Source organism: Cytobacillus oceanisediminis (assembly GCF_003182355.1).
Taxonomy (GTDB): Bacteria; Bacillota; Bacilli; order Bacillales; family Cytobacillaceae; genus Cytobacillus; species Cytobacillus oceanisediminis_A.
Genome location: NZ_QGTW01000002.1, coordinates 359,415 through 385,258 on the forward strand (window position 1 = coordinate 359,415; position 25,844 = coordinate 385,258).

General features: G+C 41.7%; 20 protein-coding genes. 16 read left to right on the forward strand and 4 right to left on the reverse strand.

Annotated features, from left to right (window positions below):
* The first annotated feature begins 1,699 nt into the window (after positions 1-1,699).
* Both DFO73_RS06010 and DFO73_RS06015 read left to right on the forward strand, forming a co-directional pair.
* Positions 1,700-4,399 (forward strand): DUF3289 family protein, encoded by a 2,700-nt coding sequence (locus tag DFO73_RS06010; protein ID WP_110063868.1) that lies wholly within the window; start codon positions 1,700-1,702, stop codon positions 4,397-4,399.
* Between the two features lie 11 nt (positions 4,400-4,410).
* Entirely contained in the window at positions 4,411-4,932 is a 522-nt protein-coding gene (locus DFO73_RS06015; RefSeq protein WP_110063869.1) for a hypothetical protein, read from the forward strand.
* Between the two features lie 298 nt (positions 4,933-5,230).
* Here the strand turns inward: DFO73_RS06015 and DFO73_RS06025 are convergent, their stop codons facing one another.
* Together DFO73_RS06025 and DFO73_RS06030 are read right to left on the reverse strand one after the other, a co-directional pair.
* Positions 5,231-6,325: a hypothetical protein gene (locus DFO73_RS06025; protein WP_110063871.1), complete on the reverse strand. Its 1,095-nt coding sequence runs from the start codon at positions 6,323-6,325 to the stop codon at positions 5,231-5,233.
* A gap of 46 nt (positions 6,326-6,371) precedes the next feature.
* Positions 6,372-7,259, reverse strand: coding sequence for a hypothetical protein (locus DFO73_RS06030; RefSeq protein ID WP_110063872.1), 888 nt, complete (start codon positions 7,257-7,259; stop codon positions 6,372-6,374).
* 329 nt (positions 7,260-7,588) lie between these two features.
* Between DFO73_RS06030 and DFO73_RS06035 the strand changes: the two genes are divergently transcribed.
* The 10 genes from DFO73_RS06035 to DFO73_RS06080 all read left to right on the forward strand — a co-directional run bounded on the left by DFO73_RS06035 (position 7,589) and on the right by DFO73_RS06080 (position 16,921).
* The gene (locus DFO73_RS06035; RefSeq protein ID WP_110063873.1) at positions 7,589-8,077 is read left to right on the forward strand and encodes a hypothetical protein; all 489 of its coding nucleotides are present in this window, start codon (positions 7,589-7,591) and stop codon (positions 8,075-8,077) included.
* A gap of 742 nt (positions 8,078-8,819) precedes the next feature.
* A complete protein-coding gene (locus DFO73_RS06040; protein ID WP_110063874.1) occupies positions 8,820-9,089 on the forward strand; it encodes a DeoR family transcriptional regulator in 270 nt (89 codons plus the stop codon).
* A gap of 225 nt (positions 9,090-9,314) precedes the next feature.
* On the forward strand, positions 9,315-10,247 hold the full coding sequence (gene yhfZ, locus DFO73_RS06045) for a GntR family transcriptional regulator YhfZ (protein ID WP_110063875.1): 933 nt from the start codon (positions 9,315-9,317) through the stop codon (positions 10,245-10,247).
* A gap of 65 nt (positions 10,248-10,312) precedes the next feature.
* The gene (locus DFO73_RS06050) at positions 10,313-10,687 is read left to right on the forward strand and encodes a PRD domain-containing protein (RefSeq protein WP_110063876.1); all 375 of its coding nucleotides are present in this window, start codon (positions 10,313-10,315) and stop codon (positions 10,685-10,687) included.
* A 1-nt stretch (position 10,688) separates the two neighbouring features.
* Positions 10,689-11,048 carry a DUF2620 domain-containing protein gene (locus DFO73_RS06055; protein ID WP_110063877.1) on the forward strand — a complete coding sequence of 120 codons (360 nt, stop codon included), beginning with the start codon at positions 10,689-10,691 and terminating at the stop codon, positions 11,046-11,048.
* Between the two features lie 31 nt (positions 11,049-11,079).
* Positions 11,080-12,372, forward strand: a complete 1,293-nt coding sequence (locus DFO73_RS06060) for a YhfT family protein (RefSeq protein ID WP_110063878.1) — start codon at positions 11,080-11,082, stop codon at positions 12,370-12,372.
* A gap of 109 nt (positions 12,373-12,481) precedes the next feature.
* Positions 12,482-13,399, forward strand: a complete 918-nt coding sequence (locus tag DFO73_RS06065) for a phosphotriesterase family protein (RefSeq protein ID WP_110063879.1) — start codon at positions 12,482-12,484, stop codon at positions 13,397-13,399.
* Positions 13,399-14,541, forward strand: coding sequence for an aminotransferase class V-fold PLP-dependent enzyme (locus tag DFO73_RS06070; RefSeq protein WP_110063880.1), 1,143 nt, complete (start codon positions 13,399-13,401; stop codon positions 14,539-14,541). Before DFO73_RS06065 ends, DFO73_RS06070 begins: the two co-directional genes overlap by 1 nt.
* 26 nt (positions 14,542-14,567) lie before the next feature.
* On the forward strand, positions 14,568-15,728 hold the full coding sequence (locus DFO73_RS06075; RefSeq protein WP_110063881.1) for a YhfX family PLP-dependent enzyme: 1,161 nt from the start codon (positions 14,568-14,570) through the stop codon (positions 15,726-15,728).
* Between the two features lie 2 nt (positions 15,729-15,730).
* A complete protein-coding gene (locus DFO73_RS06080) occupies positions 15,731-16,921 on the forward strand; it encodes a phosphopentomutase (protein WP_110063882.1) in 1,191 nt (396 codons plus the stop codon).
* Positions 16,922-17,316: 395 nt separating this feature from the next.
* Here the strand turns inward: DFO73_RS06080 and DFO73_RS06085 are convergent, their stop codons facing one another.
* Positions 17,317-18,921: an alkaline phosphatase D family protein gene (locus tag DFO73_RS06085; RefSeq protein WP_110063883.1), complete on the reverse strand. Its 1,605-nt coding sequence runs from the start codon at positions 18,919-18,921 to the stop codon at positions 17,317-17,319.
* A gap of 413 nt (positions 18,922-19,334) precedes the next feature.
* Between DFO73_RS06085 and DFO73_RS06090 the strand changes: the two genes are divergently transcribed.
* The 3 genes from DFO73_RS06090 (at position 19,335) to tatC (ending at position 22,633) form a co-directional block, all read left to right on the forward strand.
* Positions 19,335-20,954: a PhoX family protein gene (locus DFO73_RS06090; RefSeq protein WP_110063884.1), complete on the forward strand. Its 1,620-nt coding sequence runs from the start codon at positions 19,335-19,337 to the stop codon at positions 20,952-20,954.
* Positions 20,955-21,290: 336 nt separating this feature from the next.
* Positions 21,291-21,491, forward strand: a complete 201-nt coding sequence (locus tag DFO73_RS06100; RefSeq protein ID WP_110063886.1) for a twin-arginine translocase TatA/TatE family subunit — start codon at positions 21,291-21,293, stop codon at positions 21,489-21,491.
* A gap of 401 nt (positions 21,492-21,892) precedes the next feature.
* Positions 21,893-22,633, forward strand: a complete 741-nt coding sequence (tatC, locus tag DFO73_RS06110; RefSeq protein ID WP_110063888.1) for a twin-arginine translocase subunit TatC — start codon at positions 21,893-21,895, stop codon at positions 22,631-22,633.
* A gap of 194 nt (positions 22,634-22,827) precedes the next feature.
* Here the strand turns inward: tatC and nagB are convergent, their stop codons facing one another.
* The gene (gene nagB / locus DFO73_RS06115; protein ID WP_110063889.1) at positions 22,828-23,559 is read right to left on the reverse strand and encodes a glucosamine-6-phosphate deaminase; all 732 of its coding nucleotides are present in this window, start codon (positions 23,557-23,559) and stop codon (positions 22,828-22,830) included.
* Between the two features lie 742 nt (positions 23,560-24,301).
* Here nagB and DFO73_RS06125 point away from each other — a divergent pair.
* Entirely contained in the window at positions 24,302-25,834 is a 1,533-nt protein-coding gene (locus DFO73_RS06125) for a maltose/glucose-specific PTS transporter subunit IIC (RefSeq protein WP_110063891.1), read from the forward strand.
* Positions 25,835-25,844 lie beyond the last annotated feature (10 nt).

A 25,844-nucleotide genomic window follows, 5' to 3' on the forward strand; every position in this document is an offset into this window, starting at 1 on the left:
TTTAGTATTATGTTTTAGGTGATTATCATATTATCAATTTAGCAGCTGAATATTGTGAGGGTGGTTGGGTGTCGATCTTCTTTCCTTTAATCATGGAAACATTTCTTGAAGTCATTCGTGAAGTGATGAAAGGTGTTGTGCGTAAGATTGCTGCACACACATTTCGAAAGAACGTACTAGACAACAAGAAAACCACCCCTCGCCGTCGCAAGCAAAAGGGTGGCTTTCAAAAGTAACAAATAAAGTTTGACAACCACACCCTGACGGTAAAGGTTGCGGGAGAGAAGTGTTAGCAGCACTTCTCTTTTTTAGTTTATTCTTATTATATAGGAAGTAGCCTAAAATGAAATAAATTAATAAGAGGAGAGAAAGGCATGTGGTTAAAAACCAATATTAGTGGCTTCCTTCTGCTAGTGACCTGGCTTGGGGATTTATAATGGCACCCGACCCCTGGGAAATGATTGAAGAGTGTAAACTCAGTGCAACTTACACTTTTCAATTCCCATTTCTTGTAAACGATCTCTTAACCAGTGTGCCTTACCCCGACTGCGTTAATGCGTTAATGATTGAGGGGACAGGCACCTCTTTTCCGAAACCGAAGATACAACACACTTCTTATTTATGAGGTTTTTTCTACATGATAAAAGAGGTATTTTAGGTATTGAGTTTAAAATAGACAACAAGTTAGAACCTCCATATAATATGCAATCTAACTTCTATATTCTTACTGAAATAAACCAGCTGGACGATTTCACAAGGAAGCTAGGGAAATTTATCAGAGATGAAATAAATGAATTAGAAAGTTTAATATAACTAGGGCTTACTCCACAATCAGGCGCTTTTATGAAATTGAAAGCGTCTTTCTTTATGAAAAGTGAAAGAAATTAAAAAACGGAAGAAAAATAATGCGACCTAAAGAAGCAAGAAGAGAAACAGCGTGGAGAAGCAAAGAAAGCAGAAGAGAAAGCCAAAGATGTTTCTGGCTATTATTTGAAGTATGTTTTAGCAGTATGTTTATTAATCTTTATGAATCAATTCTCAAACAAAAAATGTATATATTCTTATATTATACATAAATGTGAAACTCTAGTTATTGAACAAACGGGCCATTTTCTTGAACAAAAGTTTTTAAAAAAATTGGCTGTATATATAGGTTCAATCTCTAAAGAAAGATCAATGATTCATAAGTCTGATAAAAATAATCAGGAGTTTTTTACCTTATATTCCATATTTCCCCTATGTAAACTGATACTGAGTTGATAAATAAATTTTTTAGGGAGGGAAAGGAGAAAAATGAATTTATTCCTCAAGGAACGATAAGAGCTGTTACTGTTTTTTTATGCTCTTAAATGCTTTTGTATTTTCGCCACAGTCTAAGGACCAAAAAGCATCATCCCCTGAACATTTTATATAAACGGTGGGGAGCGAAATGGCATCCATTCATTGGTTTACAGTTCGAAAATAGATTGGGGCAAAGGTTTATTGATGTTCGGTAAATTTAAGTGTCATTCTGGCTCGGGAATTTTTGTAAAATTTAAATATCTTTTGATAAAGACAACAAGTTGCTATTAAAAAATAACACTTGTAAGGGAGTTGATCTAATGACATGATTTCAAGGATTTTGACAATATTTCTTCGGTTGCGAACCACGATAACGTCAATAGGTTAAATAAATATTTTAATAGAGGAGATTATCACGGTGGGAAAAAAAATAAAAAGGATGTTGAGTTTTTTATTGATCTTTGCAATGATTTTTAGCGGATTTGGGCAAGCGGTCGTTGCCAAGAGCAATAACCAAGCTAATCAAGGAAAAAATAAGATTTCTAGTGAGCAAAATGTAAAACAGTGGTTAAGTGAATATGAATTCTATGAGGACACAAGAATTGCAAAAATCTATGATCAGATTGCAATAAAAGAATTAAAGCGTTTTGCCACAGTCATAAAAGAAACGAATGCGAAGTTTGATTCTAAACTGATAGCGGAAATGGATGAAACTGGAGACTTTAAACAAACAGAGATAAATGAACCTGATGTACTTCAACAATTGATTAACGAATATGAACAAGCTGTTGAAGAGGAGTACATAAAAGAGGTGGTTCTTAAAAGTGATCGGCTCATGAAAATCAAACATAAGTTAACCATAGGTCTATGGGGGTATGTAAAAGAAAACGATTTTAATGAACCAACTGAAGTATTAATTTCAGATATACTCTTTAATTTTTATTTATCAGATAAAATTGTCAATAAAAATGCTATCGGCATTTTAAAGGATATCTCTGATCAAACGGATCACAAAGGAAATAAAATAAAAGCTCATTTGAATAACGCTGTGAAAATGTCTGAAAAAGCGAATGGATTTCTAGAAAAAGATCTAGCTATCCCTGCATCAAAATCCTATCAAAATGTATATAAACAAGTACTATTCGGACTTGAAAAAGCAGGCTATCAATTTAACACCGAATTCTTTGAATCTACTTCTGACAAGGATGGTGACACGATAACCGATGGAATAGAATTTCTAGAGGGAATGAATGCATTTGAAAAGGATACAGATGGTGATGGATTAAAGGACAATATTGAATATGAGATGAAATCCTCTATTTCCCCTATAAAATATGATACAGATGATAATGGCATAAGTGATGCAGATGAAGATAGCGATGAAGACGGCCTGAAAAATAAAGAGGAGCAGGCTTATCAAACAAATTTGATGAAGAAAGATTCAGACCAAGATGGTTTAACTGACGGATTTGAAGTTAAACAGTTTGGTTCATTACCTAATAAGGATGATACAGATAGCGATGGATTAAGTGATGGAGATGAACATGCTTTAAAGACAAACCCGAATGCTGCAGACAGTGATAATGACGGGACCACGGATTCACAAGAACTCCATCAACAATCTATTCGTCAATCATTGAAACCGTCTGGTAAATCAGAAATTACAAGTGTAGAAGTTAGTTTTAGTGCAAAGGATAATATTAATAAAACGACTAGAATTAGCACAAACAAAGGCAATATGAAAACAGCTAATTTACACGGTATTATTGGTTCTCCTATTAGGATCAATACGCAATCAGAATTTGAGAAAGCAAGCATTACATTTACTTATGATGAATCAAAGCTAGGAGACACGTTGGAAGATGATCTAGCCATCGTTTGGTATAATGAAGAGGAAGAAATGTTTGAAAGCCTTAACGCTGTGTTAGATACAAGTAAGAATACAATAAGTGTGGAAACGACTCAGCTTAGTGAATATATGGTTGTTGATAAGAAAAAATGGTTGGAGCTTTGGAGTAAGGAAATAGACTACTTAAGCAGAGATAAGAATATAGTTTCTAGTAGCGATGATTCAAGTGGTGGAGAGACAGATCCAAAAGATTCAGATGGGGATGGCTTATACGATACCTATGAAACTGAAGGAATGAAAACACCATACGGTATCATCTACTCAGATCCTAACAAGAAAGATAGTGACGGAGATGGATTAACCGATGGGCAAGAAATGGGTCCATTCAAAACTTTCACTATGGAATTTTTTGGAATTACTATTCATTTTGAAGGTTTCTTTCCAACCAGTTTTCCTGACCAAAAAGATAGTGATGGAGATGGAATTTTTGATAAAGAGGATGAAAGACCGTTGTTGTACTCTGATTTATCCAATTTAGTAATTTATCAATCAGATAGACCAGAAGGCTATGATGAAAATGGAGATGTAGCGAATGATATGAAAACAAATGATTATACTGGAGATGAAATGACTGACATTAGCTGGATGTTCAATTTCCAATTATGGGAATCTGATTGGCCAGATATTCTCTTTGATGAGTTCGAGTGGATGTCAACAAGCTTATTTTCTACGGGAGAAATGGAAGATGTTATTTTAGATATGATTGACCATTTTGAGGGAGGAAATGGTACTGATTATCGCAATCAGACTTTAACGAAAAAAGCGAGGGAGCATGAGACAACAAAAGCCTATATTGAATTCCTCAAAAATGCTTTAGTTGATGAGTTAAAGAAAAATGGAGGTAATTTGGCAGCACTTCAGTTTGATAAAAGTACAAAGGATACAGATAAATTTTATCAATATATACAGGATAATGCTGTTTACCCGACGTTTAGCACTTGGGGTGATAGAATAGGCGGACTTACAATTTCAGTAAATGATACTTGGGGGAATACCGTATCCGTAAAAGACTTTTCAGTAGAGAACAATCACTTTAAAGGTGTTATGCAGGTTCGTTTATATGATCATTTTGGGTTAGATCAGCCAGATGTGGAGAAGGAGTATGTCAACTTAGCAGGATTTCGTGCCTGGTTTGTCTTACAGCATTATGATGAATATAATGGGAAATATAAGCCCTTTGTTTCTGTAATGGAAATGGATACCATTTGAGGGGAAATTGAGTGATTAAAATTAATGTAAAAATTATCGTTTTAATGATTGGTATAGTTTTAATTCCATTAAACGTAATTGGATGTACAAAGAATGAGGAATCAAGCGGGGAAACAAAGATTTTCGAAATTGCCAATACAGAACAGATCGTTGGTAAAAAGGATGAAGAAGAGGTGACTCTTAGAAAGCATTATATGATTCTGAATCCACCAACAGATTTAATAGATTTAAAAGAATTAGTTGAAAAATACATTAAGAATCATCCAGTTGAAGAAGACATGAATGTAATAGAAGGAAAAAACAGGATTTTTTATATGTCCTTCTATAGGGAAAGTGACGATTTGCCAAGAGACTGGCAGCCTGATGAAAGTTACATGAATACGGATCGGATGGAACATCATAAGCATGATCTCATTGCATCGATCATTTGGTCAGATGCTGAACCACAAAAAGAATACAATGTTTATGATAAAAGTAAGGAAGGAGAAATAATTAAGTGGTTGCGTTTTATTGAGGATCAGCTTGTTGAGTGATTAGACTGGGGATCACCATTCCCATATGACCCTCATTACTCGAATCGTTTCCATGTTCCGTTAAAGGGCGCTTTTGTTCAATAATCAAAAGTAATAATGAACCAAAAATCTGCACGTTCTTATTCAGAACGTGCAGATTTTTGGATTTTTTACATTCAAAAAACATACTGCCATAATCAGCATTTTTTAAATGCCAAATACACCAAAGAAGTAATTAGTATCATTACTTGCTTAACAAAAGGAGGAGGCAATGATTTGCCTCCTCCTAGTTATTTTACTTATGTTAAATTTTAAGTAGTTAGAGCAAATTCTTCTGTAATGCCAATTCTGTATCTGCGCTAGTCTCAGCCCAGAGAGAAGCTTCATAAGAAGAAGTAAACTCATTATTTTCAGAAGCATAGAAATCCGGGTTCAGGATGAGCTCAGATTTTTCCTCAGCCGTTAATGATAGGTTCCCGCTAGCAGAAGTTGCAGCCAGTTCCTTACTTGAAGAAATCGCAGCTGCTAAATCTGCTTCAGTGTTGCTTTGTAACTTAGTATTCAAAGAAGATTCTTTATCATTATCTTTAGGTTCCAGCTTAAGGCCACCCTCTGTTAATCCGTTAATGGCTAGAGAAGCTTCATCTGCCTTCAAGTCAGCGATGATAGAGTCATTTTTCACAGTGCCACGGAATGTGGTCTCAATGCCATTCGTACTTTCACTCTCTTGACCTGCTTCCACGTTCGCTTCTGTGGCAGCTTCAAAACCTGCGGATAAAGCACTATTCGTTTCAATAGAAGCGTTGCTCTCACCACTCAGGGACACATCCATTTGGCTGGAAGCCTCGGTATCAGCCGATCCTGACACTTCAGCGCCTGCGTCAGTCACTGCATCATTTACTGCAGATGAACCGTTCGATACAGTTTCAGTGACTTCCTCATTTTCAACTGATACGGACACTGCTGTGCTTGCATCACTTTTTCCATTAGCTTGAACAGAAACTTCATCTCCGGTTACGGATACATTGCTTTCTTTGAGGGAAGCCTGTGCCTTTAGATCAGCTTGTCCGCTGATCGCTGCGGTGTCATCAGTGTCTCCAGTTAGCTGGAGGTCCGCTTTTCCTTCAGTAGAGTGATCCTTGGAAACTGCTTTAATGGTTAATGAGTTATTAACACTTCCTTCAGCTGAAGTACCTTCAGTTTGAAAAGCAGATTCTGCTTGTGAATGGATCGTGCCCTGCAAATCAAAGCCATCCTCTGTCTCAATAGTCACTTGATTTTCGCCTTGAAGCTGGCTGGAAAGTGTCAGGGAGTTTTCTTTTTCCTCAGCAAAACCGGTACTTCCTCCAATAAATAGACCTGCAGCGATTGCACCTGTAATAGATAATGTTTTTACTAGATTCTTCTTTTTCATGATTATGTTCTCTCCTTCTTATTTTTTGATTTTTAAATATCGTCGTTTATAAGAAAGAAGAGAATTCCGGCGGCCGGGACGGCGGAGCATTTACCCATTGATCAAAGAACTGTCTTACATGACTGCTGCCGCCCATTGATGGCGAAGTAAGATCCTTTATTGTGCTTGGTAATATACCCGGAATATATGTAAAGGCTGAAACCGATGAACCTGCCTGACTGGAGGATGGTGACCCTGGGCCTCCGTTGGAAGGAATGATTATGTCCATTACAGGCATTTTTTTATCCGGAAGCAAGCTGGAAGAGTTTGAGCCCTGATCAGCGTTTCGCTTTGGTTTGGAACTTTGTTTTCCTGTGGGTTTACTATTATGTTGAAATAGCGTTTCTTCGTTATTGAAAGGTGTTTCCTTTTTGGAAATGGTGAACTTTTTCGTATCTTCCAATGGGAATGGTCTTTCAGATTCAGGTTTTGCATTTGATCTCTTAGAAACGCTTGCTTCTTTTTCAGATGTTTCAGCTTTTATAACAGGTTCTTTTAAAACCCCGGCTGATGGAGCTGGATCTTCCGCTTCTGCAGCTGCCTTTATATCTTGAAGACTGGCAGTTGGGGTAACAGCCTTAACCAAATCTCCTTCCTCCAGTATGTCCACTTTTGCCGCTGGTGTGCTGGCGGAAGAAGAAATATTTTCAGAAAGCGATTCAACTGCTTCACTCACAGCTTTGTCATGAGTGGATACAAAGTCTTCCAGCTCCTTATTAACAGCAGCGGTGCTTTCTTCCGTGCTGTTTTTTAATCCTGATTGTTCCTGGTCTTCCAGGACTGCTGTACCATCGGCCTCTGCTGCATCTGACAGCAAACCTGAATCGGCAGAAGCATAGCCCGGAAGGCTCATCACAAATATAAAGGAAAATAAATAGAACAAACGGTGTTTCACTGCGTCACTCACCCCCCTTCGAAAGGAAATCTATTATGTATGAAAAAATCTTTTTCTATTGTTTATACCCTCTAGGAAATGAATTAAACCTATTTTTTGAGATTTTTTTTTAGAAGAAAGAAAAGCCTTTAATAAAAGTATAAACATCCTAATAGGAGAGTGAAGCTGTCTTAAGTCCTAAATCTATTTTCATGACTTTTGAAGGTGGAAAAAATCCGGAGCAAGACCCCGGAAAACCCCACATTGCTCCTCTTTCTGATATGATGTAGTTACATCTATTAAGTCGCAGTTCATCCTATTGAAGATCCTATTTATTTGGGGGAAGAAGTATGGTTGGGGTAAAATCGGTCATCATCGATGGAGAAACGTTCTATATATTTAACAGTGCCATCTATATTTTCGAGTCTTCTACAGGAAGTACTTTGGAAGTGGATATGATTGTGAGTGAGGTTACTCTAAGAAAATATAAAGATAGGGAAAGTTTGATAGCAGAAATAGAGTTGGAAGATGGAAGAGTCATTAGTTCCTTTATGTTTTTAAAATCACTGCCGGGAAGGCTGCCCAGGCTTAATTTATTCTGTGAACTGGATGAGAGCGAAAACTACGAAGGTGTGCTTAGGATAAGTGAGAATGATTTGGCATTTCCAGATATTGAAGAAGGCATCACGTTAGAGGATATCAGGAAAGTGGAGATGCCAAATGAAAAGATTACGCTTAAATTAAACTTGCCCATTGATCAAGTGGAATGGTTAAGAGAGCAGAAAAACAGGGATCTAAATCTGCTATTTAAAGAGCTGTTATATAAGCATTTTAAATAGACAGACCAAAAATGGTGAACCAAAGTCTGTGTCTGACTATATCCGGTATAGAGCTGAAGGAGATAAAAATAAAACCTTGCTGATTTTTACAGCAAGGTTTTTCGCTATTTATTCTTTCAATCGAGTGCTGACCTGAAAACATTTTCACTTAAAAATTTCCCCATTAATTCTATATTTGTAAAAAGTAAAAAATAATCTTTATCCAGCCGAATAGCGAGAACCACAAAGGAATGCTTAATCCAGTGGCCCATAAAAGCCCTTTAATGAAATTCTCTGATTCTGGAAATTCTTGTTCGTTCATAACAATCATCCTTATTTAATCTTGTTTGTTATGAATTGTTTCCTGTCTCTACTAGTTATATACATATTGGAAAAGCTTTGCGCCTTAATGAGGAAGAAGAAAAATAAAGATGAATACTTAAATGCTTGAGGAGTACGATCTGCTTAAATGATACAGACACACCAGATGTTATTGAATACTAACAAAAGAAATTAAATAGAGTTATCGCCCCCACCTTAATGGCTGTGGGCTTTTTTACAGTTTGCTAGCCATGTTTAGATATTTAAAGATTACCTGGCAAAAGAAAACATAAATCCGGACGATAGTAAAGAAAACAATTTGGAAGTATATAGGCTATATTACCTATATTAACATTGTATTTATGTTATTATTTTCCTATATGGCAATAACGCATATATTCATAGCCTTTATAAAATATAAAACACGAGGGGAGAAGACATCGTGATTGAAGAATCACACATGAAAACCATGCGGATTTTGTCCCTGTTTGAACGTCTTAGCCAAGGAGAAGTAATCAGTAAGGAAAAGGAAGCAGAGAACTTTAATGTGAGTGTCAAAACAATCCAGAGAGATCTGAAGGAAATAAACACTTATTTTTCGAATTATAAGTTTAACACTATAACAAATAGCATCGTTTATAACCGAAAGGCCAAAGGATATATGCTTAAGTTTAATAAGGAGTTAGCTTCAGTTAGGCCAGGAGGAAAGTGAAGAGAAGTTACTTTACTTCAGCAAGGGATCTGGAAAGGTCCCTTGTTTTCTTATTTTAGCAGGTATATTGACTGGAGTCCTATCCCTTTAGCCGGGAAGAGGCCGGCTGCCATTTATTTAAAAACATATGTCCCTTTTTTTGAAAACTCTTGAAATACCAAAATGAAAACGCTACACTTATAATATACAATTTTTCGTATATTGAAAGTGAAGAGGTATTGACATATGAGCCGTATTTGGGAAAGTTTGTATTCGAAGAATGGGCTGGCAGCGAAGTTTATTGCGAAGGAGCTTATTCAGTTTTCAGAGGGAGAGAGGATCCCGCGGGTGAGTGATTTTACGGAAAAGCTTTCCCTGGGCCGGGGAACTGTGCAGGGAGCACTAAGAGTGCTGGAGGAATTGCATGCCATTTCTCTGGAGTCAAGGGGGCATCTTGGGACCTTTCTTAAAAAGAGAGACATCAACCTTCTATACGAGATTGCCGGCATCGGACCTGTAATGGGCGTTATGCCTTTGCCTTATTCCCGCAAATATGAAGGCTTGGCTACCGGCATTGTGGAAGGCTTTGAAGAGTTGAATAAGAAATCGGGACTCGCTTATATGAGAGGGGCCAGGAGAAGAATTGAATCTTTGAAAACGCGCCGCTACGATTTTGCGATCATGTCCCAGCTGGCAGCGGAAGAAGCGGTACAGGAATTTGAGGGCCTGGAAATTCTACATACACTAGGGCCTGAAACATATGTGACGTCACACAAAGTATTTTTTTCAAAAAGCGGAAATGACAGGATCCTGGACGGCATGCGATTAGGGATTGACTATTCATCTACTGACCAGGCCAATATCACTATGCTGGAATGTGAAGGTTTGGATGTTGAACTCATCAAAGCAGACTATATGCAGCTCTTCACCATGCTGAAAAATGGCAGTATTGATGCAGCGGTATGGAATGCTGATGAAGCCAGGGCTTTTAAGACCTTTACTTCCTCTGATTTTAAGTCGAAAAAAGCAAAGGAACTGGCCCTGAAAGCAACAAGGGCTGCCATTGTAATAGAAAGTGAAAGAACGAATATTAAGGAACAGATCCAGCTTCTTCAATTTGAAAAAGTGGAGGAAATCCAACAGCTTGTCGAGGAGGAAAAAAAGTATCCTCACTATTAAGGAACTGGAGTTCTAGTTTCTTTCTGTGATTAATATACTAAATACTGTATACTGGAGGAATTTCAATGAATTTAGAAGAGTTGAAACAAAGATTAGACATCCTTTTGACCTCTTTGGTTGTTAGCACAAAAGCTGCAGATATAACTACTCTAGCATTCATGCATTTAAGTTCAATCTTAAAAAAAGATACCATTGACCAGGCAGAAATGCTGTTCACGCATTTGCCGACAGCACTGACCAGAATTGAAAAGGGTGAACAGGTGGAAGCTCCTCATCCGTCTCTGCTGGAAGAGGTAAAGCAGTCACCGCAAGCGGCATTGGCAATAAAGGAAATCGATTTTATACAGCAGCAATGGAAAAAACAGCTCCCCCAGGAAGAAATTGATTTTCTGCTAATCCATTACACGAATGTACTGCAAATTAATAAAGGAGGAAACTAGGATGAAAATTGTAGTTGGAGGACAAGTGGATAAAAAAGAGATTGAGAGCTTAATAAAAGAGATTGATAGCAGCATCACGACGATAGTCAAGTCTGATTTGGAAGCTGCCATGGCAGTCAAGACAGGACAAGCAGATTACTATGTCGGCGCCTGCCATACTGGAGGCGGAGGTGCTTTGGCAATGGCTATTGCACTTCTGGGCAAACCAAATTGCGAGACTGTTTCCATGCCAGGGAAAAAGCCTGTTGAAGAAAAAATAGTAACCGCTATCAATGAAGGCAAAAAAGCTTTCGGATTTACAGCGGATCATAAAGATGCCGCAGTCCCGATGATTATCAAAGCTTTAAAGAATAGAAGGTAGGAAGTCCATTTAACTTAAGGGGGAAAATGAAATGGAAATGACCTTAATTATCCTGATTGGTGCCGTTGCTGCTGTTTTGGCCCATATGAATATTGCTGTTTTCAATGATGGGCTTCGGCCCATTGTCTCCGAGCACGTAGAAGGGCGGATGACACGAAGAGACCTGGCATTCACTGCCTTTGCCATGAGCTTTGGCCTTGTGATCGGTTTTGGAATTCCTTTTACATTGTCGGCCAGCATCATCCTTGTTCATAGTATCTTGCTGGGGACAGATATTATCGGGCTGCTGACTCCGAAAAATAAATGGGGAACGCCACTTGCTGCCGTAATCGGAGGCGCGTATGGAGCAGGTCTTTTAATCGGACTGGAAGGCTTTGTGAAGCTGTTTGATTATCTTCCGCTTAACTTCCTTGAAGCAATGGGAGCAGTTGGAGCCCCCGTTGTTGTAACATTCATGGCATTCCCTGCCCTTGCTGTAGCAATGCAGTTCAGTGTAAAGAAAGGTGTCATCACCTTTATTGTTTCTGCATTAGTCCGCCAGCTTGCTGTTTGGCTGAATGAAAGTGCCATCTTAACTGTTTCAGGTACAACTGTAACACTTAACCAGGAAGGAATGGCTCTTATCACAGGGATGATCTTCTTGCTTGCATTTGCCATGAAAGAAAAAGCAGAAGAGGGATCCTCTATTGACCTGGCTGCTGTGTTCAGTGACAAAGTGGCTAAAATCAGAAAAAACGTGGTCTTCTTTATGATTATTGGCGGTCTTATTGCAGCTGCTACCAATCTATGGATTATGGCTGGAGATCCAATTTCGCTGAATCTATTGGCTGAAGGCAAAGCAACAGATGCCGGAATTGCTGCAGCTGCCCGTGCACTCGGCTTTATTCCGCTTGTAGCCAGTACAGCTATTGCAACAGGCGTTTACAGCCCGGTCGGATTCACGCTCATTTTCGTCGTAGGATTTTTCTCTCCAAATGTTTGGTTAGCCTTGATTGGCGGTGTCATTATTATTTTCATTGAAGTTATGCTATTAAGCTCAATTGCCAGATTCCTTGATAAATATCCTGGTGTCCGCAACTCCGGAGAAAACATCCGCAGTGCGATGACCAAGCTTCTGGAAGTGGCCCTTTTGATCGGTGGAGCGAATGCAGCCAATGCCATCGCCCCAGGATTTGGCTTCTTCTTCATTGCGGGCTTCTATTTATTGAATGAAGCAGCAGGACGCCCAATTGTCCGTATTGCGGTTGGTCCTGTTGGTGCCATTGCAGTCGGAATCATCGCGAATATCCTTGTTGCTCTTGGAATTATGTCCATTCCTCAATAAATGGTATGGAAGCTGTCATAAAAAAATTAATCTATGTTATAGCGGGGTTTATCCCCGTAATAATTATCCACAAGATAAGATTAAGCAGAGAAGATCGGAGTGAAAGGCCATGATACAAACAGTTCTTGGAAAAATTGCTCCGGAGGAATTGGGGATTTGCTCGGCTCACGAGCATCTCTCCATTGATCTTTCGCGAGTGAAAAAAGATCCGGATACGATATTGGATGATGAACAGGGCATGCGTGAGGAACTGGAGGACTTTTACCGTCTGGGCGGCAGGTCGATGGTCGAGGTGACGAATGACGGCATGGGCCGGGATGCTCTTGTTCTAAAAAGATTAAGTAAAGCGACAGGCGTTCACCTGATTACGTGCACAGGCTTTTACAAGGATCCATTTATCCCGGAATATGCCGGAGACTGGAAAGCAGAGCAGTTTGCGCAGCATTTCATGAAAGAAGCTGCGGAAGGAATCGCTGACACCGGCATTCTTCCAGGTGTCATCGGGGAAGTAGGCACAAGCAAGAATGAAATGAAGCCGATTGAGAGAGAACTGTTGATTGGTGCGGCTATAGCCGGAGCCGAAACAGGCCTTCCGGTCACAACCCATACGACGCTCGGGACACTTGGCTTTGAACAGGTGCAGCTTCTTACAAAGCAAGGACTTCCTGTAGACCAAATCATTGTCGGCCATCAGGACCTTAATCCGAATAAAGAGGAAGTGCTCTCCGTTTTGGAAACAGGTGCCTATATCGCTTTTGATACGATTGGCAAAAATAATTACCGGCCGGACGGAGAAAGAGTGGATTTCCTGCTTGATTTTATTAATCGGGGATTTGAAAAGCAAATCCTGCTGTCAGCCGATTTAACCAGGAAATCCCATTGGAAAAAGAATGGCGGGCCAGGCTACGGGCTTGTGCTTGAATCTTTTATTCCAAAATTAAAAGAGGCCGGTGTTTCGGACAGCATTCTGCAGCAGCTTCTAATCGTTAATCCATCCAGAGCTTTTTCAATAAGGGAGGGATCATAGTGTCAACATACAATCCAGCCAATCTGAAGTATGCCGATTCTGTTCTGCCAAGTTTATCGATACAGGAGGCCCGGGAAAAACAATTCAAACTCGTCGATCGAATGAGCCGTTATTTTGAGGGAAAGCAGTTTCTATCGATGGGAGATCTTGGTGTCTCTCCAAAATGGAAGCGTCCGGAACAGACTTATCTTGTGGAAAGAGTGCTGGCGGATTTTTTTGAAGCGGAGGATTGTGCCCTTGTCCGAGGTGCTGGAACGGGAGCGATCCGAAATATTTTAAGCATGCTTTTAAATGCAGGAGATGAAATGTTCATTCATAAAGCCCCTGTCTATACAACGACCAAAGAAACGTTAAGGATATTAGGCATTAAAACAGTCGAAGCGGATTACAACAATCTTGAGGAAATCAGAGCAGCAATCAGGCACAACCAAAGCCCTAAAGTTTTCTACATTCAGCATGCCCGCCAGCAGCCGACAGACCATTACCGTTTGGCTGAAGTCATTAAAGCCGTAAAGGAAGAACGCCCCGATCTGCCAATTGTGGTGGATGATAATTATTGCGCATTAAAAACGAAGGGGATTGGCGTTGAATTGGGCGCCGATTATTCCACTTTTTCCGGGTTTAAACTGCTGGGTCCGGAAGGGATTGCTGTCATTGTCGGAAAAAGAGAGGCGATTGCACGAGTCCATCATTATAACTATTCGGGCGGAGGCCAGGTCCAGGGCTACGAAGCAATGGAGCTGCTCAGGATGATGACCTTTGCCCCTGTATCTTTAGCGATTCAAAATGAGCAGGTAGAAGAGCTGTGCCGCCGGCTGAATGAAGGGGCTGTGGCCGGAATCCGCGCTGCGTATATGACCAATGCCCAATCGAAAAATGTCATTGTGGAATTGGAGGATCCCATTGCCCAACAGGTTATCAGCATGAGTGATAAGCACGGCGCCGCCACTCACCCTGTTGGGGCAGAATCAAAATATGAAATCATTCCAATGATTTACCGGGTATCCGGAAGCTTTTTGGAAGCCCAGCCGGAACTGAAGGAGTATGGATTGCGCATCAACCCAATGAAATCCGGTGCAAGCACGATTATCGGCATATTGGAAAAAGTGATACCTCTTGCAAAAGAAAAGCATCATCGCTGATACCGTAAACAAAGGGGGGATATTCAATGTTTTTAGATGTAACAAAACGAAGAAACCCAAAGCTTATACAATCAGGTGTCACCTTGCATCAAAGCGGGCAAATTCCCCCAAATACGTATGTGATCGATCTTGATATCCTGGGAGAGAATGTGGAGGCACTTGCAAGAACGGCAAATGATCACAGCTTCCAGCTTTATTTCATGAGCAAACAGCTGGGCAGGCTTCCGTTTATTGGCCGGTTTATAGCAGAGCATGGCATTCAAAAAGCTGTGGCTGTGGAATTTGATGAAGCCAAAACACTGGCAGAAGGCGGCGTTGAAATCGGCAATGTTGGCCACCTTGTTCAGCCTGGGAAAAACCAATGGCCGGAAGTTTTATCGTGGAAACCGGAGGTCGTGACCTTGTTTTCCTACGAACGTGCGCAGCAGCTTTCTGAGGCAGCCGTCCAATCCGGAATGGTGCAGGATGTCCTGCTGAGAGTGTATGCAGACGGGGATTTCATTTATCCCGGACAGGAGGGCGGCTTTCCCTTGGATTCATTGGATGAAGAGCTGACTAAGCTGGCCGGACTTCCGGGCATTAACCTAGCCGGAATCACAACATTCCCGAACTTTCAGCTTTCAGAAGACCGGTTGGGCATGAAGCCAACCCCTAACTTTCAAACCCTTCTTCAGGCAAAAAAAGTTTTAGAGGAACGAGGCATTGAAGTCAAGCAGGTAAACGGTCCAAGCGCGACAAGCTGCGAAACCATTCCATTTTTAGCTGACAAGGGTGTAACACATGGAGAACCTGGACATGCCCTCACAGGAACGACGCCGCTCCATGCTTATAGGGATCTGGCTGAAAAGCCGGCCATTATCTATGTAACGGAAGTGTCCCACCAGGACAATGACCATTATTATGTAATCGGGGGCGGATATTATGGCCGCTCCCATCTAACGGGGTGCCAGGTCGGAAATGCAGAAAGCGAGATATTGGATCAGTATGTCCCGGCAGCAGAACCGGCTCCTGAAGCAATCGATTATTACGGGGCAATCGAAAAACCGAAGGACTTCCGTATTGCTGAAGGGGATACAGCCATTTTTTCATTCCGCACACAGGTTTTCGTTACAAGAGCCCATATTGCCTTGGTAAAAGGAATACAAAGCGGACAGCCGGAACTTGTTCACTTTGAGAGGAAGTGGTAAGGATGGCAAAAGCAATACTGCTGGTGATCGACAGTTTTGGCATCGGGGCAATGGAGGATTGCGGCGAGTTCAGCCCCTCTGACTGCAGAGCCAATACCTATAAACATATAAGGGAATCTGCAGGCTTTTTAAATATACCTACTTTAGATCATCTGGGACTGGGGGCGCTTGCCGATGGGAAGCGTGCACCAGGGAATGCCTATGGATGCTCGGCGCTGGCCCATCATGGAGCCGATACGTACCTGGGGCATCAGGAAATCGCCGGAAGCTGCCCAAAGCGTTCGAATAAAAGGCTGATGAAGGACATTCATGGGAAACTGGCAAAGGCTTTGAAGGATGAAGGTTATCGGGTGGAATACCCATGGGAGGAACGGCCTGTGCTTCTGGTGGACGAAGCCTGTGTCATCGGGGATAACCTTGAGTCTTCAGCAGGAAATATCATCAACTTAACGGCAGATTTTAATAAAATGCCCTTCCATGAATTAAAGGAAGTCGGAAAGGTTGTCCGCCAAAACGTGGACACCAGCCGGGTCATCGCTTTCGGCGGCCCATATACCACGATCGAACACATCCTGTCAGTTGTTCATGAAAAAAATCCCGGACAATGGGGCGTCGATGCACCAAAGGCAAGGGTATATGGAAAAGGCTACGAAGTCTATCATATGGGCTACGGAGTAAACATAGACGGTCAATTTCCGATGATTGCTGCCCGGCATGGCCTGAAAGTCCATCGAATTGGGAAAACAGCAGATGTTCTGCATGGTGAAGGACCCGCACACCCGATTGTCGATACCGATCAAGTATTAAGAGTTTTAGAGACTTCCTATCGGGAAGAAAAAGAGGATGCTGCGTTTCTCGTGAATATCCAGGAAACGGATCTGGCAGGCCATGCAGAGGATGCAGAATGGTATGCAAGGCTCCTTAATACTACAGATCAGTGGCTCTCTGCCTTTCTCCCAAAAATGGCTGAGGAGGATCTGATAATCATCATGGCCGACCATGGGAACGATCCAACCATCGGCCATTCCAACCACACCCGGGAATACGTGCCTATTTTGGCTGCTGGGAAACGGGTAAAAGCTGTTAATATTGGAAAACGAAATAGCATGGCTGATGTTGGGGCTACACTTTGCGAGTTTTTTCATCTGCCTGCCACGGAAGAAGGCACAAGCTTTTTGAGGCAAATCCTATAATAAACTTAAATCCGCTCTCGGCTATAGAGCGGATTTTTCTGTATCCAATCTTTTACTTATTATGATCTGGTATAAAATCATGCCATATAAATAGACAGCAAATATAGCAATTAGGACTTCACAGTCGGCTATTTAAGGTAGATTGATTACTAAATAGGATTTTGATAGGCCAAAACCAATGCTGAAAAAACGACATTAACCCCATTTTATTTCCCGAAAAATAATAGATATTGTCAAAGTTTATAAGAGTTCATTAGGGAAAGAGTAATTTATTGAACAAGGGGGAGAAAGGCTAGCTGAACAAGAAAAGCAGGAAGCTGCCGCAAGCTTTTTAAAAATAAAGGGAGAAGTGCTGTTAACACTTCTCTCTCCTTCCAATTCCTAAGCTTCGTTTACTATACTGTTACCCCAACTTTATTATATTTGGAAACCCCAATTTCAGCTGCTCCCGGTTTTCCATTTTCAACTACCCAGGATGACATGGTAAAGGCTTGTGCATTCGGATCCCCAGGGGAAGAAACCGCACGGAAGTCCGTTTTCCATGAATCATGGGTCAAATCGCAGCGTACATATCCGCGCAGGTCGCCATTAAAGAGCTTCACATGCGGGTTAGCGGAAAGTGCTGCTTCCACGTTATCCTTCCAGCCGCATCCTGAACTGATCGAGGTTCCGACGAACTCAGTCGCAAGCGTCTCTGAGGAAGGATTATGGAAGTCAGCCTTCAGGTCATTGACCCAGCTTGAATGCCAGTCTCCGGCAAGGACAATCGGATTGGAAGGGCGGTGCTGCTGAATGAACTTTAATATCCGGTCACGCTCGGCCGCATAGCCGTCCCATTGGTCATGATTAACGCTGATTCCTGATCCGGGATCATAATCAAACTGAGCCACAATGGTTTGCTGGGCAATGACATTCCAGCGGGCTTTGGAATGCTCAAGATTTTTCATTAGCCATTGCTCCTGTTTGGAGCCCATCATTGTTCTTGCAGGGCTCTGAGCTTCCGGATCCAGCGGAGCACTCGGAAAACCGTCCCTTAATTGATCATCACGATATTGGCGGGTGTCCAAAACATTGAAATCCGCTAAATTCCCATATGTGAATTGACGGTAAAGAATCATATCGGAGCCATGCGGTTTTGATCGAAGCCTGAGCGGCAAGTGCTCATAATAGGCTTGAAAGGCTGCAGCGCGAAGGGCCAGAAAGTTTTGGTTCGATTCTTCTCCATCTGGCTGTGAGATATCATTCGCCCAGTTATTTTCAATTTCGTGATCATCAAAGGTCACGATAAACGGAAACGCAGCGTGAGCTTGCTGCAGGTCAGGAGAAGTCTTGTAAAGGGCATGCTGGTTGCGGAAATCAGCAAGGGTTGCTGTGTCCCTTTTTTCATAAATATAGTCCCCAAGGTGGAGAACAAAATCTAGATCCTGCTGTGCCATGTCTCGGTAAGCGGCATAGCGTCCTCCCACCCAGGCCTGACAGGAAGCGAAGGCAAAAGAAAGGCTGTTCACATGTGCTCCCCAAGCTGGAGCCGTTTTTGTCCTTCCGACAGGACTGATTTCATTTCCGGCTTTAAATCGATAATAATATTCCATTCCCGGCCTTAGGCCATGTACTTCTGCATGGACAGAATGGGCAAGCTCCTGCATCGCCACTTCTGTTCCGTGTTTTACTACCCTCTTAAATTGTTCATCCTCTGCTACTTCCCACTCTACCCGGATATTTTTATCAGGCATTCCGCCTAATCCATCTGCCGCAGCAGGATCAGGTGCCAATCTTGTCCATAATACGACCCCATCCGGTAAGGGATCTCCAGAAGCAATCCCCAGCGTAAATGGATAGGCATTGAAGGTAAAAGAAGCTTCCACACCCTTTTTGGACAATGAATGGGGGATTGTGAGGCTCAGCGCAGCAGCCAGTGCTGCTTTGCTGGAGGTGCCTAAGAACGACCGCCGGGTAAATGTTTTCGAATTGAATTCCTTTAACCATTTTTCATAACTCATTTTTTCCACTCCTTATGTAATCGATAATGAAACTCTGTCAAATCGTTCTGACATTTAATAGATAACATAGGCTCAGAATGGAAATGTCCGAATTTACCAAAAGTATATACAATCTATAACTATCTAACATTTGCTTAAAAAAGTGTAAATAAATTAACGTGGAATAGGATTTCTTTATTCCGCAGAGGAAGGCGGAACACAATGGAAGTTTAATAGAGGGAAGTCAAGAGGTACCCCTAATAGGGAGCTTAAATCGATTGGAAAAATGGATACCATTTTACTCAAAATTTACAAATGATTAAAACATTTATAACTTTTTTACAATTCTTTACCCTGGCTTTATTAACATTTTTTAATCGTTCCCTATAATTTTACTAGTACATAAGAAATTATTATAAAGGGGAAATCATTCTATGGATCGTCGTTTATTCTTAACATATGCTGGAAGCACAACTGCAGCATTAGTTGCAGCCTCTACAGGGATTGGCGCTTTAACAGGAAACGCCATGACAGCCAATCATTTAATGAATGGACAGCCTTCAGGGCAGGGCAAGCCTCTTACCGCTCCTTTCAAACCTGTTAGCCGTACATGGGAAAACGAATTAGTGCTGCCTAATGGTTACAAGTACAATATTATCGCCTCTTATGGGGATGTGATTAATTCAAAAGGCGAGAAATTCGGGGATGCAGCGGATCTTACTGTTTATTTCCCTATTGATAGTTTAGAAGGGGGAAATCATTCGGAAGAGGGCTTAATCTGGGTCAATCATGAATTTCCTGAGCCAGGCAACTATATGAAGATGTTGGGGATTAATGAAGCAACTTTTAAGAAAGAAAATCTTGCGAGCTATCCGGAGCTTCTCAAAATGGAAAAAGAAGCAGTGGGCGGCTCGGTCATTCATGTAAAGAAAGAAAATGGCGAATGGAAGCTTGTGCAGAATGATGCCTATAACCGCCGTGTTGATGGGACAACCCCGATTGAATTAACCGGTCCTGCCCGTGGAAGCAAAGCGGTAAATGGGGCCACAAAAGTGTTCGGATCACTTGGAAACTGCAGCGGTGGACGCACTTTATGGAATACCGCTTTATCCTGTGAGGAAAATACAGGATATGGAAGCTCCTATGGCTGGCCCAATTTCGATGAAACTCATTACGGCTGGGTTGTCGAAGTGGATCCGTTTGATCCCAAAAAGCCTGTACGCAAGCATACAGCGCTTGGACGTTTCGCACATGAAAATGCAGCAATGGGATTAACCGAAGATGGCAGAGTCGTCGTTTACATGGGTGATGATAAAGGTGACGAATGTTTCTATAAATTCATTAGTGACAAGAAATTCAACCCAAACAACCGGGAAGCCAACTTTGATATTTTAGAAAATGGAACTTTATATGTAGCAAACCTCGGAAAACAAAAATGGATTGCGCTTGATTATGCTTCCAATTCTGCACTAAAAAGCCAATTTGCTGACCAGGCGGATGTCTTAACGAACGCACGGGCTGCAGCTAAAGCGGTAGGGGGAACGAAATTGGATCGTCCGGAAGATGTGGAAATCCACCCTCATGACGGAACTGTATTTTTAGCGTTAACCAATAACTCCGGGCATGGAAATTTCCACGGACAAATTGTCCGGTTTGCCCCTGCAAATGGAGACCATGCAAGTGATTCCTTTACGTTTGAGGTATTTATTGCGGGAGGACAGCAAAGTGGTATTACTTGTCCTGATAATCTTCACTTTGACAGCAAAGGAAACCTGTGGGTTGTGGAGGATTATGGAGCAACAGAAGACAATATATATGCAGCGTATAAAAACTGCGGTGTATTCATGATTCCTACGGATGGAAAAAGCTATGGAGTCCCTCACCAATTTGCATCAGGTCCAAAAGGATGCGAAGTAACCGGTCCTTGGCTGACACCGGATGAACGTACTTTATTCCTTGATGTCCAGCACCCTGATACTTGGAACCCTGCCCCTGGATACGATTTTGGACGTTCTTGTTTAGTTGCCGTACAGGGTGGAAGCTTCAGTAAATAACACCAGGTAACCAGCTGGGCAGGGCAGTGAACGAAGTCAGCTGCAATAAAAAGAGATTAATAGCCTCTTCTTTATCTATAACGTTTAAACTCGTTAACAGCTTAGCCTATTATATATGGAGGGAGCACCTGAGATGGTTTTTACTTGTAAAAAACACGTGAAGGAAGCTTTAAAGATCATAGATCTTCCTCATATTTATCCAATTTCTGAAAATGACCGAATGAATTGCCAATATGCCAACTGCCGCATTTGCGGAAATAAAGCGGAATTTAAGCTTTTTAATTATCTTCCGCAGCGGAAAACTAAACAAGCAATATAAAGGGAGGATGATGAAGCATGCTTCAAAATATAGGGATTCCCGGATTGGTTTTAGTCCTTGTGATCGCTTTGATTATTTTCGGTCCTTCCAAGCTGCCTGAAATCGGACGGGCCTTTGGCCGCACGTTAACGGAATTCAAGAGTGCCACAAAGGGCCTGGTATCCGGTGAGGATCATGAGGAAGACGAAAAGAAACAGAAAAAATCAGTCAATTCTTAATCATGATAGACGGGGAAACTCGTCTATTTCTTTTCTTTAAAGATTTGAAAGTATAACTTTGAACTTTGATAACTGTCTAGCTCCAGCGCCTGCCCCCTCGAGGTCACAAGCTTGTCTAGTTGAGGCTCCTAGGAACTCGAGACATAAGCCAATCCCTTCCAGAAGGAAAGAACACCTTCTTGCAGGGCTTGTCTTATGCTTGTCGTCCCTGAGCAGTCGCCTCCACATTTCGGGCAATCCTCCCAGAAAGGCAAAGAACGCCTTTCCATGAGGCTCGTCTTGTGCTTGAGGCCCACAGGATGCGGGTCATGTAGACGTTGCCACAGGACGTGGCGTTCTTAGTCTGCGTTCCTTCGTGGGCAAGGTGCTAGCGCTTTTCTATTATGCGGGAGGTGTCCAGGATGGAAAGCAAAGATGTGCATCTGATTGAACATTTGGAGGAGCTTCGCCAACGAATCATTAAAACCCTAATCGCATTCATTCTTTTTATGATTGCTGCTTTTATCTTTGTGCAGGATATTTATCAATGGTTAATAAGGGACCTTGACGGAAAGCTGGCCATATTGGGGCCGAGTGATATTTTATGGGTATACATGGTCCTTTCCGGCGTGCTTGCCATAGCTGCTACAATCCCTGTAGCTGCCTATCAGGCATGGAGGTTTGTGGCGCCGGCTTTAAAGAAGGAAGAGCGCCGAGTTACTTTAGGCTTTATCCCGGGCTTATTTCTTCTATTTATTGCAGGACTTTCCTTTGGTTATTTTGTCCTGTTTCCAATCGTGCTCGGATTCTTAACACAGCTGTCAGCGGGGCAGTTTGAAACGATGTTTACGGCAGATAAATATTTCAGGTTCATGATTAACCTGACTCTGCCATTTGGCGTTCTATTCGAGATGCCCCTGGTCGTGATGTTTTTAACGAAGCTGGGAATTCTCAATCCAAATAGACTTGCAAAGTCGAGGAAGCTCTCTTATTTCGCTCTCATCGTCATCTCAATCCTGATCACTCCGCCCGATTTTATCTCGGATATCCTGGTTATTGTCCCATTGCTTCTCCTTTTTGAAGTGAGTGTGACCATTTCCAAAATGGTTTATAAGAAAAAGCTGATGGGTGAAATGATAAAAGGATCTGCCCCTGCTAATTAAAAGCAGGGGTATTTTTTGGCGGTTCTGCCGGGGATATGGATGCGAGAAAAAGGGAGCCAGCGAACAATACACTGACTCCCTTATTGCAGGACGGTTCTTTATTTAATCAAACGTTTGATTAAAAGCATTTATCTTATGGAAACAAAAGGATCGCGTCAGTAATCGGCCGTTCACGAGCTACCCATTAAATAGGTTTAAACAACGATTTTCCCTATCGCTGCTTCGTCTGCAATAATGGTCACATTCGTGTGTTTTCTTAAAATAGAGGCAGGGAAGCTTTCATTAACCTCTCCCTTTAATAGTTGCTCCAAGGCATCTTTTTTGGCATCTCCCGAGACAAGCAAGAGAATTTCTCTGCTGCGCATAATGCTCGCAATCCCCATGGTAATGGCATGAGCAGGCACTTCACTAAGGCTATTAAAATATCTTGCATTGGATTCGCGTGTAGAAGGTGTTAATTCGACAATATGTGTTTCAGTGTGAAAGGATGTACCTGGTTCATTAAAGCCAATATGGCCATTGCTGCCGATGCCAAGAACTTGAAGGTCAATGCCGCCATGTCTCTCTATCAGATTTTCGTAATCGCTGCATTGCTGCTGCGGATCGGCTGTATTGCCTAAAGGAACATGAGTATTCGATTTTTGAATATCAATGTGATTAAATAAATGCTTGTCCATGAAAAAACGGTAACTATTTGGGTCTTCACTGGAAAGCCCCATATATTCATCCAGATTAAAGGTTGTAACGTCCTGATAGGAAGTATGGTTTTTTTGATGATCTTTTACCAATTGTGCATATAATCCAACCGGGGTTCCGCCTGTGGCCAATCCCAGGTTAATGTCAGGATTGCGGCGTATTCTATCGATTAAAAACTCCGCTGCTTTTTGACCCATTTCATCATAATTTTTTGCTTGTAAGATTTTCACTGCTGTTCTCCTCCTCGATGATAGGCAAGCTCTCCACGGCAAAAAGTCATATCTGCTTCAAGCTGCTCATCCAATATCACGATGTCAGCGTCTTTTCCTTGGTCCAACTCCAATTATTTTATGATTCTGTACTTGAATATAGCCTGCTTCAATTTTTTGGTCTTCCGCATATATTTGCATTCCTTTAAGCAAGATACCGTTCAAGGTAATCAAACCCCTTTGTGTATATAGTAAAAAATAGGCTCTGTTAAATTTGGCTGTTGATTTCCGCTGCAGGCACTCAGCGAACAGCGGGGCTACTGGGAGCCTCCTCGTCGCTCTGCGCCTGTGGGGTCTCCCTTGGTATGCTACTCCCGCAGGAGTCTCGTCGCCTTCCACTCCAATCAACAGGGTGCTAAAAACAACAATTACCTTTAACAGAGCCAAAAAATAAAAGGAAAGATTCAGCTAGTTAAGGCTCATTAGTTTCTATAATTATTCAATAAACAGATATTTCAAAAGCATCCCGTTGTTATTCCAGAAGACCGGGGGTTTCCTTTTCAAGTAGTTATTCTACTATCAGGAATGAATGAAAAGTAGACTCGCACTCTAAATTGAACGTGTTTTCAGTGTTGGAGTAAGAATGATGAAAAGGATTGAAAACGATTTCAAACCCATTGAACTGCGGCAGCTGCGAATATATGATACGGATAGAAGGTTAAAGCACCAAAGTTTCTCATCAAGATAAAGGGGGGCAATATCAATGAAAAAAGCTTTTGAAAAAGCTCAGCAATTTGGTAAATCGTTCATGCTGCCTATAGCGGTTTTGCCGGCAGCAGGTTTGTTATTAGGAATTGGCGGAGCGCTGTCTAACCCGAATACGGTTTCAGCTTATCCATTTTTAGATATCAGCTGGCTGCAGGCCATTTTTACGATCATGAGTGCGGCAGGTTCAATCGTATTTGCCAACTTGCCGATCATATTTGCGGTAGGGGTAGCGATCGGTTTAGCCCGTTCTGATAAAGCAACGGCTGGATTAGCTGCCATGATCGGTTACTTTGTTATGAACAGTACCATCAGTGCGCTGCTTTCTTTAACCGGAGACCTGGCGAAGGATAACTTGGCAGGAGCCGGTCAAGGGATGGCTGTCGGGATTCAGACTTTGGAAACCGGTGTATTTGGCGGTATTATCGTCGGGATAGCAGCAGCTGCCCTGCATAATAAATACAATAAAATTGAGCTGCCTCAAGTGTTAGGATTCTTTGGGGGATCTCGCTTTATTCCTATTGTCGTTTCATTTGCTTCCATTTTTGTAGGAGCGATTCTATTTGTAATCTGGCCTTACTTCCAGGCTTTAATCAATGGGCTTGGGTCAGTGGTTACAGGTACCGGTGAAATCGGAACCCTTTTCTACGGATTTATTTTACGTATGCTCGGACCGCTTGGCTTGCACCATATCTTCTATCTTCCATTCTGGCAAACAGCACTTGGCGGAACGCTGGAGATTGGCGGGAAACTGGTCAGCGGTACACAGAATATCTTTTTTGCCCAATTGGGTGACCCTTCGACTGAACAATATTACGAAGGGGTATCAAGATTCATGTCAGGCCGTTTTATTACAATGATGTTTGGTCTGCCGGGAGCTGCATTGGCCATTTATCATTGCTCTAAAAAGAAAAACAGAAAAGTGGTAGCGGGAATTTTGTTATCAGCAGCGTTAACATCATTCTTGACAGGAATCACTGAGCCGCTGGAATTTAGCTTCTTGTTCGTGGCACCTCTTCTTTATTTAGTACATGCCATTTTTGATGGTTTTGCTTTTATGATGGCAGACATATTCAATATTACGGTCGGACAAACTTTCTCAGGCGGATTTATTGATTTCATTTTATTTGGAATTCTCCAAGGGGCCGATAAAACAAATTGGCCATATGTGTTAATGGTAGGTATTCCATGGTTCTTCTTATACTACTTTACGTTTAAATTCTTAATTAGAAAAAAGAACTTTAAAGTTCTTGGACGTGAAGATGAGGAACAGGCAGCAGAGCAAGTTTCAGCTACAGACCGTGCTAAAACGATTGTAGAAGGATTAGGCGGAACAAATAATATTGATATAGTTGATTGCTGTGCGACTCGTCTGCGGGTAACCATTAAAGACGAATCCCTGGTAAAAGACGATGTCATTAAACAGACCGGATCAAAAGGGATTGTGAAAAAAGGAACGGGTGTTCAAATTATTTATGGACCTCAAGTCACCATTGTTAAAAACGAAATAGAAGAGTATTTAGGTCAGTAATAAATAATAA

Excerpts from the sequence above, each read along its gene's own strand:
- DFO73_RS06080 (WP_110063882.1), top strand. The coding sequence starts at position 15,731 with ATGGCAAAAGCAATACTGCTGGTGATCGACAGTTTTGGCATCGGGGCA.
- DFO73_RS06075 (WP_110063881.1), top strand. The coding sequence starts at position 14,568 with ATGTTTTTAGATGTAACAAAACGAAGAAACCCAAAGCTTATACAATCA.
- tatC (WP_110063888.1), top strand. The coding sequence starts at position 21,893 with ATGGAAAGCAAAGATGTGCATCTGATTGAACATTTGGAGGAGCTTCGC.
- yhfZ (WP_110063875.1), top strand. The coding sequence starts at position 9,315 with ATGAGCCGTATTTGGGAAAGTTTGTATTCGAAGAATGGGCTGGCAGCG.
- DFO73_RS06125 (WP_110063891.1), top strand. The coding sequence starts at position 24,302 with ATGAAAAAAGCTTTTGAAAAAGCTCAGCAATTTGGTAAATCGTTCATG.
- DFO73_RS06050 (WP_110063876.1), top strand. The coding sequence starts at position 10,313 with ATGAATTTAGAAGAGTTGAAACAAAGATTAGACATCCTTTTGACCTCT.
- DFO73_RS06100 (WP_110063886.1), top strand. The coding sequence starts at position 21,291 with ATGCTTCAAAATATAGGGATTCCCGGATTGGTTTTAGTCCTTGTGATC.
- DFO73_RS06055 (WP_110063877.1), top strand. The coding sequence starts at position 10,689 with ATGAAAATTGTAGTTGGAGGACAAGTGGATAAAAAAGAGATTGAGAGC.
- DFO73_RS06025 (WP_110063871.1), bottom strand. The coding sequence starts at position 6,325 with ATGAAAAAGAAGAATCTAGTAAAAACATTATCTATTACAGGTGCAATC.
- DFO73_RS06085 (WP_110063883.1), bottom strand. The coding sequence starts at position 18,921 with ATGAGTTATGAAAAATGGTTAAAGGAATTCAATTCGAAAACATTTACC.
- DFO73_RS06060 (WP_110063878.1), top strand. The coding sequence starts at position 11,080 with ATGGAAATGACCTTAATTATCCTGATTGGTGCCGTTGCTGCTGTTTTG.
- DFO73_RS06065 (WP_110063879.1), top strand. The coding sequence starts at position 12,482 with ATGATACAAACAGTTCTTGGAAAAATTGCTCCGGAGGAATTGGGGATT.
- DFO73_RS06090 (WP_110063884.1), top strand. The coding sequence starts at position 19,335 with ATGGATCGTCGTTTATTCTTAACATATGCTGGAAGCACAACTGCAGCA.
- DFO73_RS06035 (WP_110063873.1), top strand. The coding sequence starts at position 7,589 with ATGGTTGGGGTAAAATCGGTCATCATCGATGGAGAAACGTTCTATATA.